Raw genomic sequence first — 12,804 nt, forward strand, 5'->3', positions numbered from 1 at the left:
CCAGGCGAGAGCTTCCCCTGGACTTCTTGTTGGACGGTATGGGGTGCCTATCGGCGGCTCGCGCCTCTGGGTGACGATGCCGGCCGTGGTCGCAACCAAGCCGGTCCGCGTCGCCTTGCCCGGCGGGCGTCAGTCGCTCGGTGGGAGCGCTGACGAGGAGAAGGTGGTCGGTGTACGCGTTACCTCTGATCGCCGGGGGTGGGTATGCGGCGGGGAGGGTGGGTGAGGAGGGAGAGGTAGTCGTCCAGGGTGATGGCTGCCGAGATGTCGTGGCCCTGTTGGAGCAGGGCGGTGACGGTGGCGGGGTCGTTCAGGGCGGTGTTGCGGGCGGAGAGGGTCTCTTGGGTGGGTGGGGCGAGGAATTCGCCTGCGCCGCGGCCGCCTTGCTGGCACTGGGTGACGTAGGGGCGGAGTTTTTGTTCGTAGCGGGCGAAGGCTGTTGAGTGGTCGCCGTCGGCCGCGGCCAGCTCGCCGGCGAGGATGTAGGCGCCGATGATCGCCGAGCCGGTGCCCATACCGCCCAGCGTGGCGCCGTATGCGGCGTCGCCGAGGAGGGCGATGCGGCCCGTGGACCAGTGCGGGGCGTCGACTCTGCTGATGGAGTCGAAGTAGAGGTCGTCGGCGTCCCGGAGGGTCTCGATCAGCTCTGGGGTGCGCCAGCCGGCGCCTTCGTAGGCCTGGGCTATGGCCGTCTTCCGGGAGTGGGGGTCGCGGGTGCGGCGGTCGTGGAGCAGTGCGTCGTCGGAGGCGAAGACGCAGAAGACTTCGCCGGTGTAGCCGGCTTCGCGGGCGCGGCGCGGGGTGCGGCCGACCGTTGCCAGGCGTCCGGGTTCGTTGTAGCCGACTGGGCGGCCGGCGAGGTCGGCGGCGGATTCGGGCAGGTCCCAGGCGGCGACGTAGTAGCCGAGGTGGCTGACGAAGTCCGACTCGGGGCCGAAGGCCAGCCGGCGCACGGTGGAGTGCAGGCCGTCGGCGCCGACCACGAGGTCGAAGGTGCGCGGCGCGCTCCGCTCGAAGGTGGCGTGGACGCCCTCGGCGGTCTGGCTGAGGGAGGTGAGGGAGTCGTTGAAGACGTACTCGGGCGCCGGTCCGCCACCGTCCGCGGCCAGGCTGTGTTCGTAGAGGAGGCGGGACAGGTCCGAGCGGAGGATTTCGAGCTCGCCGCCGGCGAACTCGGGAGGCAGGACGGCTGTCCGGCGGCCCTGGCCGTCGATGAACGTCGTGGCCACGCCGGTGCCCGTGGTGTGGTGTCTGACCGCCTCCAGGACTCCCATGCGCTCCAGAACCGCCAGCTGTGCCTCTCCCCGGAAGTCCACGGCGAAGCCGCCGCCGCGCAGGGCAGGGGCCAGCTCGACCACGGTGGGGCGGTAGCCGTAGCGGCGGAGCCAGTAGGCGAGGGCCGGGCCGGCCACGCTGGCGCCCGAGATGAGGACCATGGGGCGGTGTGCCGCCCGCTGTCCTGCGTCCTCGTCGGCGACCTTGCCTGTGACCTTTTCCGCGTTTTCGCCGGCGGCCTCTCTTGCGGCTCTTTCCGCGATCACGTCCGCACGCTGATGCGCCGTCCGCGCCGTGTGCGCTGCCCGTGTCATTGCGGCTTCCCCCGTGGATTCACCGTGCTGATGTACCGACGAGAGAAACTGTATCCGGCGGACACTGATTTGTGTACCCCGGACGCAGTTTTAGGATGCGGGGGTGGCTGGAGACGACGAGAAAAGCAGCGTGTTCGGGGACCAGGCGGCCAGCGTGGAGCTGCTGTGGGGCGGGCGGGAGCGGCCCAGCCGGGGGCCCAAGCCCGCGTTGAGCCTGGAGCGGATCACGCGTACGGCCATCGCCGTCGCCGACGCCGGCGGGCTCGGGGCGGTCTCCATGCAACGGGTCGCCGGGGAACTGAACTTCACCAAGATGTCCCTGTACCGCTACGTGCCGGGCAAGAGCGAGCTGGTCGCCCTGATGATCGACGCGGCGATGGGGGAACCACCGGTGGCGCACGGCACCCCGGCAGGGGGCGATGACGCCCGTGGCTGGCGGACCGCGTTGCGGGAGTGGGCGGAAGGGGTGGCGGCGGTGTACCACCGGCACCCCTGGCTGCTGGACGCCGCCGTGGGAGCCCGCGTCATGGGCCCCCACGAACTCGCCTGGACCGAGCGGGCGGTGGCCGCGCTCGCGCGGACCGGACTGAGTGGTGCCGAGCAGTTGGACGCCGTGGTCGTGGTGAGCGGGCACATCCGGGCCATCGCTCAGGTGTCGGTTTCGATGGGGCTGGGCGGCGCGCGGGCGAAGGAGCCCGAGCAGGCCGTCAGTGCGGCGCTCAACGAGTTGCTCGTCAGCCGCGGTGACCGCTTCCCGGCGGTCGCCGCGGCCGTGAGTGCCGCCGCGACCGACCGGGCCGCACGCGACCAGGCCTGGGAGTTCGGCCTGGAGCGGATCATGGACGGCCTGGAGGCCTATCTGGGCAGGGGGTGAGGCCTACGGCGCGCCGACGGGTGCGGGCAGGGCGCGCAGCCAGTCGAGCAGGAGGTGGTTGACCTCCTCGGGGCGTTCCTGCTGGACCCAGTGGCCGCAGCCTTCGAGGATGTGGGAGGCGGACAGGGCGGGGAGGGTGCGGGGGAAGGCCTTGATGGCGTCGGCCATCCAGTTGGTGGGGGCGTCGAGTTCACCGCCGATGAAGAGGGCGGGCTGGGTGAGCGGAGCGCCCTGCCAGGCGGCGAGGTCCTCCCAGTCCCGGTCGACGTTGCGGTAGCGGTTGAGGCCGCCGGTCAGGCCGGTCCGCTCGAACTCGTCGGCGTAGAAGTCGAGGTCGGCCTCGGTGAGCCAGGAGGACGGGGTGGTGCCGGCGGGGAAGCGGTCGGAGAGCTTGCCGCCCGGGGGGACCGAGAAGAGCGGGGAGACGCCCCCTTCGGAGGGGGACTTGGCGTCGCCGGAGAGGCCGGCGTAGAAGCCGGTGAGCCAGCCGCGGACGTCCGGTTCGATCTCCGCCTCGGCCCGGCCGGGCTCCTGGAAGTAGTTGATGTAGAACTCCTCGGCGCCGCCGAGCATCCTGAAGGCTTCGGTGGGCCGGACCGCGCCGCGGGGGGCGTACGGCACGCTCAGCAGCGCCACGGCGGTGAAGAGGTCGGGCCTGAGCAGCGCCGTGTTGGCGGCGATGGGTGAGCCCCAGTCGTGGCCCACGACGACCGCGGACTCCTCGCCCAGCGCGCGCAGCACGCCGACGTTGTCGGCCACATGGGCCAGCATCCGGTAGGCCGGGATCTCGCGGGGCTTCGACGAGCGGCCGTAGCCGCGGACGTCGATGGCGACCGCCCGATAGCCGGCGGCGGCGAGCGCGGGAAGCTGGTGGCGCCAGGAGTACCAGGACTCGGGGAAGCCGTGGACCATCAGGACGAGGGGGCCGGTGCCCTGCTCCACCAGGTGGATGCGGCCGCCGGGGACCTCCACCGAGCGGTGCACCGCGTCCGGGAGCGGGGAAGCGGGCGGGGTGGGCGTCGGCTGGGCGGGCTGCGACATGCGTCCTCCTTGGGGGCGGGGGTGGTCGGGGCTCTCTCAGGCGCTGCTGGTCCAGCGTGACCGGTCCGCCACGATCATGGGGTGCGTTTCACGGGAGCGGCTGCGGAGCGGCTTCGTAGTGGCTCCGTGGTGGCTGCGTAGTGGAGTCGTCTGCTGGCCCGCGCGGCTCCTTTCCGCGGGCCCGCGCCCGTTGCTCCTCCCTCGCCCCGTACGGGCGCCGCCCCCGACGCCCTACAGCCGGACCGTCTTCCTGGGCTGTTCCTTCGCCCCCGTCAGCAGGCCGTGCAGCGTGGCGAATTCGTCGACGCACTTGGCGGTGCCGTTGACCACGCAGTCCAGGGGCTCGTCGGCGACCGTCACGGGGACGCCCATCTCCTGGCGCAGCCGCTGGTCCAGGCCGCGCAGCAGGGCGCCGCCGCCGGTCAGCGCGATGCCGTGCTCGATGATGTCGCCGGAGAGCTCCGGGGGGCAGGCGTCCAGGGTGCGGTGGACGGCCTGGACGATCGCGTCGACCGGTTCGGCCAGCGCGTCGCGGACCTCCTCCTCGGTGATCTCCTGGATCCGGGGCAGTCCGCTGACGTGGTCGCGGCCGCGGACGGTGTACGAGGCGCGGCGTTGCGGTGCGCCGTCCTCGTCGACGTCGACGGGCGTCCAGGCCGCCGAGCCGATGGCGATCTTGATGTCCTCGGCGGTGCGCTCCCCGATGGCCAGTGCGTGCTTCTTCTTGACGTAGGCGGTGATCGCGGCGTCCAGGGCGTCCCCGGCCACCCGTACGGACTGCGCCGTGACCAGGCCGCCCATGGAGACGACGGCGACTTCGGTCGTGCCGCCGCCGATGTCCACCACCATGCAGCCGACCGGCTCGTCCACCGGGAGGCCGGCGCCGATCGCCGCGGCCATCGGCTCCTCTATCAGGTGCACTTCGCGGGCACCGGCACCCCGGGCGGAGTCGATGACCGCGCGCCGTTCGACGCCCGTGATGCCGGACGGGACGCAGATGACCACCCGGGGCTTGGAGAAGCGGCGGCTGGGCAGGGCCTTCTTCATCAGGGCGCGCAGCATCCGCTCGGCGGCGTCGAAGTCGGCGATCACGCCTTCCCGCAGTGGGCGCATCGCGGTGATGCCCGAGGGCGTGCGGCCGATGGTGCGCTTGGCCTCCAGGCCCACGGCGATGACCTCGCCGGAGGCGTTGACGGCGACGACGGACGGCTCGTTCAGCACCACGCCCTTGCCGCGGGCGTACACCAGGGTGTTGGCGGTGCCGAGGTCGATGCCTATGTCGTACGTACCGGACGAAGTGCTGGACGCCATGGGGAGTTCGTGTGCTCTCTCGCGACGGGGACGGGGGGAGAAGGGGGACGGGAAGCGTGAGGAAGGGGGACGGGGGCGCGCCCCAGGGCAAGCGGTGAGGAGCGGGGTGGGGCGGGCGGCTTCTCGGTCTTCGGGCTTGTGGGATGGGGCCTTGCGCGGCAGAGGACCCCATTGGCCACCAATGGGGTTCAATGCGGGCAATTAATAAGACTACTGAGGGCCCGGGATGGTTCCCGGTGTCGTCCGGTCGCCGTCCCGCGACGGCGGGGACAGCGCCTCCGCCAGGTCGTCGAGGGCGTCCAGCAGCAGGTCGGCGGCGCGCACCGCGACGCCCTGGCTCTCGTCCTCGGCGTCCCAGCGCTCCCACACGGTGCGTGCTGCGCTCCAGTCCAGGTCGCGCTCCTCGCGTACGGCCCGCGCGGCGCGCTCCAGAGCGGGGCGCAGTTCGGCGGCGAACGCGGCGGCGCCGGCGGAGGGTTCGGCGTCCTTGTCGGGGAGGTGGGCCTCCACGATCATCGTGACCCGGCCCATCGTGGCGAGCGCGGCGCTGGCCGCCTTCGCCGCGGTGAGCGACAGTCCGCGATGGCGTACCGGCTCCTTCTCGGCCCGGGCCTCGCTCTCCTCCCAGGCCGCGCGGGCGGCGCGGGCGTCCAGCAGGGCCTCGCGCACATGCCGCGGGCGGCGCCCGGCGGGCCGCGCGCAGGTGTCGAACACCGCCAGTGCGTAGCGCCCGTTGGCCTGAAGCCACTCGGCGAGGCGATCGCGCAGCTTGGGGGTCTCCCAGGCGGGGAACAGCGCGTACGACAGCATCGCGAGCAGTCCGCCGACGAGGGTGAGCACGATGCGCTCCTGGACGGTCTGCTCCCAGCCCTCGCCGGCGATGCCGAGCAGGAAGACGACGTAGCCGGCCACGCACGCCGAGGTCACCGAGAAGCCGGTGCGCATCAGCAGGTACATCAGCCATACGCAGACCACGGCGAGTGCGGCGCTGAGGTACTCGCTCGGGTGCGCCAGGGCCATCAGCGCGCCCGCGACGGCGACGCCGACGAGGGTGCCGCTGAAGCGGGCGACGCCCCGGGAGTAGGTCTGGGCGAAGTCCGGGCGCATCACCATGACCGAGGCGAGCGGGGCCCAGTAGCCGTGGCCGAACGGCAGCGCGGTGCCCAGCAGATAGCCGGCGGCGGCGACCGCGGCGACCCGCAGGGCGTGCCGGAAGATGTGCGAGGACCAGCGGGCCTCGCGGCGCAGGGCACGCAGCGCGACCGGCACGAGCTTGGGGACGCTGGGGCGCAGCAGATGACTGCCTTCTTCCCGCCCGCCCCGCCCTCGTTCCGCCTCGGTGGTGGGGCGGGTGGCCTGGACCGGCTCGTCGGTGAGCTCGACGGCGTCGGCCAGCAGGGAGATCAGGCGGTAGGCGGAGCGGCGGGCGGCGCCCTTGAGCATCGGCCCGGTCGCCGGGACTTCGAGGGTGGCCATCGCTTCGGGGGGCAGCCGTACGGGCTTGGCGTGCCGTACGGCGTGCGCGACGGCGTCCAGGACGGTGCCCGCGGCGCCCAGCAGGTCGCGGGCGCGGTCGCGTTCGGGGCCCTCCAAAGGGGCGCCGACGACGGGGTCGGCGAGCGAGGCGAGGACCGGCCGGACGCGTTCGGCGAGGCCGCGGGGGCCGTGCAGCTGGACGGGGCGGCGCCTGGCCTGACGCGGCGTCACGGTCGAGGCGAGCCGGGCGTCCATCAGCGGCGCCGGGTCGAAGGCCGCGACGGGGTCCTGCCGCAGCCGGCGGGCGTAGTCCGCCTCGGCGGCCAGGGCGTCGGCGAGCGCGTCGCGCTGGGTGCCCCAGGGGCGGACCGGGAAGACGACGATGAGGGCGGCCTGGACGAGACCGCCGAAGAAGATCAGTGCGGCGTGCACCAGGGCGCCCAGGACGGTCGTCGGCAGGGTGACGGTGACCAGCATGATCGCCACGGTCTGGGTGCCGGCCAGCCCCGAGACCGGGCCGATCGCCCAGGCCATCCCGGCCAGGAAGGTCCAGCCGGCGAGCAGCAGGACGAACCAGGCGGTATGGGCGGCGGCCAGGTAGCCGAGGAAGGTGGAGACCGCCAGCGCGCCGGCGACGGCGAGGGCGAGGACCGGACGCGGCCGCATGCTGCGCTGGAAGGTGACGATGCCGGAGGCGAACGCGCCGAAGGCGGAGGAGACCGCCAGGGTCGGATCGCCCCGCCACAGGCACAGCCCGATGACGATGGCGACACCGGCCGAGCCGCGGACCGCGATCAGCGGGGTGAGCTTGGTCCGCTCGATGGTCAGCCCGGAGCGGGCGGCTTCCTTCAGCGCACTCGACCAGGTCATAGCGGCAGGATACGGGCCATGGGTGACGGTTCCGCCGTGGCGGGGAGGGGCCCGTCCGCGCGCGTCCCGGCCGCCGCCCGCCGGGAAAATCCTGGTAAACCCGCCTTCCGCCCCGCGTAAAACATCCCAGGTCACAAGGGGATTCCCGGATTCCGGTGCGGGCGGTGCGAGCAACCCGACACCCCTGAGGGGAAACCCGCACCCGCCCCGGCCCCCTCTTGCCCGGTGCCCGGGACGACTCCCGGGCGGCCGGGAGGGCTCCCGGCAGGTTCGGCAAGGAGAAGGCCCCGTGCGCACAGCCCTGTTCCGTCCGGTGATCGCGCTGATCACCCTCACCGTGCTCGCCGCCACGGCCGGCTGCGGCACCGACGCCGCGCCGGCCTCCCCCGTACGGTTCGGCGACGGCCCCAAGGCGGGCGCCGCGCTGCACACCAGCACCAACGGCAGGCACTCGCTGGTGCAGTGGCCCACCCGCCCGATCACCTTCACCGAGCAGAGCCGGGTCGGCGGCGCCGGCCGGAACACCCCGATCGGCATGACCACCCTGCACGGCCCGAAGTCCGGCTTCACCGGGAAGGTGTGGGTGTGGGCGCCGCCGGAGTACTACGACAAGCGCAACGCCGACAAGGGCTTCCCGGTCATGGAGGCGCTGCCCGGCGCCTACGGCTACCCCGTCAACTACTGGATCGGCTCCGACCTCAAGCTGCAGGAGAACCTCGCCCAGTGGTCCCAGAACGGCACCAGCCTGCCGTTCATCGTGGTCATGCCGGTGCTCAACCCCGACAACAAGCAGTACTACGACGGCAGCGACATACCGGGCCGCCCCAAGATCGGCACCTGGCTCAGCCAGGACGTGCCCGACCTCGTACGGCAGAACTTCCGCACCCTCAAGACCCGCGACGCCTGGGCGATCATGGGTTCGTCCTCGGGCGGCTTCGCGGCGCTGAAGAACGTGCTGCAGCGCCCCGACACCTTCAAGGTGGCGATCCCCAACGGGCCGGACATCGTGCCCGACTCACCGCTGTGGAACGGCCACGCCCGCGAGGAGCGGGAGAACAACCCCGAGGTGCTGGCCCGCCGGCTGATCGCACGCGGCGGACCGCCGGTCTACCTCGCCTTCCAGGACGGCTCCCAGGAGCACACGGTGCTGCCGAAGGTCCACGAATTCATCGCGCGGTACGGGCACGGCCCGGTGCACACCCGGCTGCAGATCGTCCCCGGCGGCACGCACAGCGCGGCCACGTACGTGCGGGGCCTCGGCGAGGGCACGATGCGCTGGGTCAGCGCGCACATGCAGGGGCCGACCGCCTGACCGCGGCGGCCGGCCCGGGACGTGACGGCGCCCGGTTCACCGGCCGCAGTCGACGTCCTGCAGCTCGATCGGGTGGGAGTCCAGGCCCACATAGGCGGTGAAGGAGTCGCGGCTCCCACCGCCCCACACGGTGGTGACCGTCGCCCAGCCGACCCCGGCGGACTGGGCGGTGGTCACCCTGCCGACGGTGATCTCCCGCGGGACGTTCTGGGCACACAGCAGCAGGTCGTAGCCCTCGGTGTGGGCGGCCCGGTCCTTGAGGTAGGCGGATACCTGGTGCTCCCGGGAGTAGTCGCTGGGCCCGTGGTGGCCGTAGAAGGCGGTCAGGAAGCGGTGGATCTCGGCGGCGGTGTGCCGGCCGCCGGCATCCGGGCGGACGGTGCTCGCGGCCGGGCCGGTGCGCGGGTGGGCGGCGGCCGGGCCGGAGGCGGCGAGGGGCAGGGTCAGGCCGAGGGCCGCGGCACAGGCCGCGGCGACGGCGGTGGTACGCGAAGCGGTACGGAGCATGGGATGTCCTCAAACTTCGGGCATGTCGACGCTGTGCCCACACAGACACCCGGCCGCGCCGAATGGTTGCGCCCCGACGCCCGGCCCCGATGCGCCGGTCGCCCCCGCCCGGCCCGGCCGCCCCTCACCCCGCCGTCACGACACCACGTCCTTACGGGCGAACCCCCGGAACGCCAGCGCGCACAGCACCAGCGCATACGACACCGAGACCGCCGAGCCCTGGATCATCCCGGACCACTCCATCCGGGGCTGCAGGGCGTCCGCCCAGGAGTACTGCCAGTGGGCGGGCAGCGCGTCGCGCCAGCCGCCGAGCGCGGTGACCTGGTCCAGGACGTTGCCGACGATGGTCAGCCCGACGGCGCCGCCGACCGCGCCCAGCGGCGCGTCGGTCACCGTCGACAACCAGAACGCCAGCGCCGCGGTGACCAGCTGGCTGACGAAGACATAGCCGACCACGACCGCCAGCCGCACCGCCGCCTGCCCCGCCGGCAACGCGCCACCGGTGGGCAGTTGCAGCGGCCCCCAGCCGTAGGCGGCGGTGCCCACCCCCAGTGCGACCAGCGGCAGCAGCAGCATCGCGGCGGCGCTGAACGCCAGCGCGACGGTGAGCTTGCTCAGCAGCAGCCGGGCCCGCGGGACCGGCGCGGCGAGCAGATAGCGCAGCGAGGACCAGCTCGCCTCCGAGGCGATCGTGTCGCCGCAGAACAGCGCCACCGGGACCACCAGAAGGAAGCCCGCGGAGACGAACAGCGCGGTGGCGGCGAAGTTGGCGCCGGAGGCGGTGGCGCTGTCCATCAGGGTGATCCGGCCGTTGCCGCGGCCGCTCGGGTCGCCGCCGATCGCGAACGCCGCCACCAGCACGAACGGCAGCAGCGTCAGGATCGCGGCGACCACCAGCGTGCGCCGGCGGCGCAGCTGGCGGCGGGCCTCCACGCGCAGCGGGAGGGTGCGGCGCGGCCGGTAGCCCGGCGCGTGCGCCGTGGTGGTCGCGCTCATCGGTCGCCTCCGATCAGGGTGAGGAAGGCGTCCTCCAGACGCCGGTGCGGGCCGAGCCGGTCCACCGCGATCTCCAGCCGCAGCAGCTCGGTCAGCAGCCCGGTGGTGCTGAGGGTGCCGTCCAGCCGAACCAGCAGGCCGCCCTCGGCACGTACCGCCGAGGCGACCCCCGCCAGCGCGTCGACCTTCTCCACCACGGCGTCGCCGACACCTTCCGCGACGCCGACCAGCAGGGTGTCGCCGGAGCCGGTGATCTCCTCGACCGGCCCGGCCTGCACCAGCCGCCCGCGGTCCATGACGACCAGATGCGTACAGCTCTGCTCGACCTCGGACAGCAGATGGCTGGAGACGATGACGGTGCGTCCGGCGGCGGCGTAACGGATCATCACGTCCCGCATCTCGCGGATCTGCGGCGGGTCCAGGCCGTTGGTCGGCTCGTCGAGGATCAGCAGATCCGGCAGGCCGAGCATGGCCTGGGCGATGGCGAGGCGCTGCCGCATGCCCTGGGAGTAGGTGCGCACCGCACGCTGCAGCGCGTCGCCGAGGCCGGCGATCGCCAGCGCCTCGTCCAGGTGCGCGTCGGCGGCGGGCCGGCCGGTGGCCTGCCAGTACAGCTCCAGATTGGCGCGGCCGGACAGATGCGGCAGGAAACCGGCGCCCTCGACGAACGCGCCGACCCTCGACAGCACCGGGGCGCCCGGCCGGACCGCCTGCCCGAAGATCCTCACCTCTCCGTCGTCGGGTGTGATCAGGCCCATCAGCATCCGCAACGTGGTGGTCTTGCCCGCCCCGTTGGGCCCGAGCAGACCGAGCACCTGCCCCTTGTCCACGCCGAAGGACAGCTCCCGTACCGCATAGCGGTCCGCGGACCCGGCGTAGCGCTTGCTCAGCCCGCTGATCCGCAGCGGGACATCGGCGAGCGCTGGGTCGGGGGCGGGCGCCGCGGTGCGGCGGCGGGCGGTGAGCACCAGCAGCGCGGCGACGACCGCGGCCGCGGCGGGCAGCGCCCAGGTCCAGGCCGGCAGCGGGGCGGCCGCACTGCGCATCTCGGGCGCGGTGGGCACCCTCAGCGCGCCGCCGCCCCGCAACGCGACGGTGTAGGTGGTGGGTTCGGACGGTGAGGCGTAACCGAGGTCGGTGGCCGAGAGCACCAGCCGCAGCCGGTGCCCGGCGGCGAAGTCATGGTCGACGGCGGGCAGCCGGAGCCGGACGGTCCGGCCCTCATGGGCGCCGGCGACGCGGTACGGCGCGACGAGCTGGGCGGGCAGCACCTGACGGCGGCCGTCGGGGGCGACGTCGTAGAGCTTGGCGAAGAGCACCGCGTCCGGCGCCCCCGACCGCACCCGCACCGTGGCGGTGGGGCTGCCGGTGAGCCGGACGGAGTCGGTCAGCGGCGCCGAGTCGAAGCGGGCGTACTGGCCGGGGAAGTCCAGGGACAGACCGCCGGTGCCCAGGGCGGAGAGAGTGCCGAGCGCGCCGACGCCGGGCACCGCGGAGATGGCGGGCGGACCGGCGCCGGCCGGATTGCGGAAGGTCTGGGCGGGGCCGGTGAGCGGGATGCGCCGCACCTCGCCCGCGAGCCCCGGGTAGCGCTCCGCGCTCGCGCCGCGCAGCCGCACCGTGCCGTCGGTGGAGTCCACTGCGCCGGTCCGGCTGATCCGGAACGCCGGCCCGGTGTCGGCGCCCTTGTCGCCCTTGAGGTAGCGGTCGAACCAGGCCTTCGTACGTGCCTGGAGCCGGGCGCTCTCGCGGTCCCCGCCGTCGTGGCCGCCCGAGATCCAGTCGACGTCCACCGGCGCCCCGTTGCGCCGGATCGCCTTGCGCGCGGCGTCGGCCTGGTCGAGGGGGAACAGCGAATCGGTCTGGCCCTGCATGAGCAGGGTCGGCACCTTGATGCGGTCGCCGACGGCGGACGGGCTGCGGTCCGCCAGCAGCCGCCGGGCCGCGGCGTCCGGCGTGCCGCTCTCGGCGACCCGCTCGTACATCCGGCACAGCGCGGGCTCGAACCTCCCGCAGCCGCGGTACGAAGCGGGCGCGGTCGGGGCGGCTCCGGGCGCGCCGGTGGGGGCGCCCGCCGAGCCGGTGGTGAAGAAGATCCCCGCCCACAGCTTCTTGAACACCCCGTGCGGGAAGAGGGCGTCGGCGAGGTTCCAGTACGTGATCTGCGGGGCGATGGCGTCGACGCGCCGGTCGTGGCCGGCCGCCAGCAGGGAGATCGCGCCGCCGTACGAGGCGCCGGCGACGCCCACCCGGGGGTCGCCGGCCTTGTCGAGCCGCACCTCGGGGCGCTCGGCCAGCCAGTCGATCAGCCGGCTGACGTCGGCGACCTCGCCGTCCGCGGCGTTCAGCCCGATCTTCCCGGTGGACTTGCCGAAGCCGCGCGCCGACCAGGTCAGCACGGCGTACCCGTCCCGGGCCAACCGCTCGGCCTGCGGGCGCAGATCGGCCTTGCTGCCGCCGAACCCGTGGCCGAGCAGCACCGCGGGCCGCCGCCCGCCGGAGCCCTGCCGCGCGGTGAAGAAGGAGGTGTCGATCCGCACCTCCTTCTTGCTGCCGGGCCTGTGCGGCATCGTCAGCAGACGGTCCTCGCGGTGGACGGCGGGCGCCGCGTCCGAGGAGGCGGCGGCCCAGGTGCCGCCTCCCGCCAGCACGGCCAGCGCGCCCACCGCGGCGTACAGCCGCCGCCCGCGCAGTCGCAGTCTGAGACCTCGGAGATCCATACCGGAAATCCTAGGTACCGGCCGCGGCGGGCGGCCGGTACCCCGGACCGAATCCGGCCCTCTCCCCGGGGAGTAGGGTGCGCCGGCCGCGTACCGCGAACGCGGTAC

The 12,804-nt window shown here is 73.6% G+C and carries 9 protein-coding genes; 2 read left to right on the forward strand and 7 right to left on the reverse strand.

What is annotated here, in order from left to right; genetic code table 11:
* Positions 1 to 179: 179 nt before the first annotated feature.
* Positions 180 to 1,541, reverse strand: coding sequence for an FAD-dependent monooxygenase (locus tag AC0680_RS16210; RefSeq protein WP_478628832.1), 1,362 nt, complete (start codon positions 1,539 to 1,541; stop codon positions 180 to 182).
* Positions 1,542 to 1,692: 151 nt separating this feature from the next.
* Here AC0680_RS16210 and AC0680_RS16215 point away from each other — a divergent pair, with 151 nt between their 5' ends.
* On the forward strand, positions 1,693 to 2,463 hold the full coding sequence (locus tag AC0680_RS16215; RefSeq protein WP_478628833.1) for a TetR/AcrR family transcriptional regulator: 771 nt from the start codon (positions 1,693 to 1,695) through the stop codon (positions 2,461 to 2,463).
* Between the two features lie 3 nt (positions 2,464 to 2,466).
* Here AC0680_RS16215 and AC0680_RS16220 read toward each other — a convergent pair whose 3' ends face one another.
* The 3 genes from AC0680_RS16220 to AC0680_RS16230 all read right to left on the reverse strand — a co-directional run bounded on the left by AC0680_RS16220 (position 2,467) and on the right by AC0680_RS16230 (position 7,161).
* Positions 2,467 to 3,504 (reverse strand): alpha/beta fold hydrolase, encoded by a 1,038-nt coding sequence (locus AC0680_RS16220; protein WP_478628836.1) that lies wholly within the window; start codon positions 3,502 to 3,504, stop codon positions 2,467 to 2,469.
* A gap of 231 nt (positions 3,505 to 3,735) precedes the next feature.
* Positions 3,736 to 4,815 carry a rod shape-determining protein MreB gene (mreB, locus tag AC0680_RS16225; protein ID WP_478628838.1) on the reverse strand — a complete coding sequence of 360 codons (1,080 nt, stop codon included), beginning with the start codon at positions 4,813 to 4,815 and terminating at the stop codon, positions 3,736 to 3,738.
* Between the two features lie 210 nt (positions 4,816 to 5,025).
* Entirely contained in the window at positions 5,026 to 7,161 is a 2,136-nt protein-coding gene (locus AC0680_RS16230; protein WP_478628839.1) for an FUSC family protein, read from the reverse strand.
* Positions 7,162 to 7,450: 289 nt separating this feature from the next.
* Between AC0680_RS16230 and AC0680_RS16235 the strand changes: the two genes are divergently transcribed.
* Positions 7,451 to 8,473, forward strand: coding sequence for an alpha/beta hydrolase (locus AC0680_RS16235; RefSeq protein ID WP_478628841.1), 1,023 nt, complete (start codon positions 7,451 to 7,453; stop codon positions 8,471 to 8,473).
* Between the two features lie 36 nt (positions 8,474 to 8,509).
* Here AC0680_RS16235 and AC0680_RS16240 read toward each other — a convergent pair whose 3' ends face one another.
* From AC0680_RS16240 to AC0680_RS16250, 3 genes are all read right to left on the reverse strand, one after another.
* Entirely contained in the window at positions 8,510 to 8,980 is a 471-nt protein-coding gene (locus AC0680_RS16240; protein ID WP_478628843.1) for a hypothetical protein, read from the reverse strand.
* A gap of 135 nt (positions 8,981 to 9,115) precedes the next feature.
* Positions 9,116 to 9,976 (reverse strand): ABC transporter permease, encoded by an 861-nt coding sequence (locus tag AC0680_RS16245; protein WP_478628846.1) that lies wholly within the window; start codon positions 9,974 to 9,976, stop codon positions 9,116 to 9,118.
* Positions 9,973 to 12,696, reverse strand: a complete 2,724-nt coding sequence (locus tag AC0680_RS16250) for an alpha/beta fold hydrolase (RefSeq protein WP_478628847.1) — start codon at positions 12,694 to 12,696, stop codon at positions 9,973 to 9,975. Before AC0680_RS16250 ends, AC0680_RS16245 begins: the two co-directional genes overlap by 4 nt.
* Between the last annotated feature and the right edge of the window lie 108 nt (positions 12,697 to 12,804).

The organism is Streptomyces sp. NPDC043738, assembly GCF_056436545.1.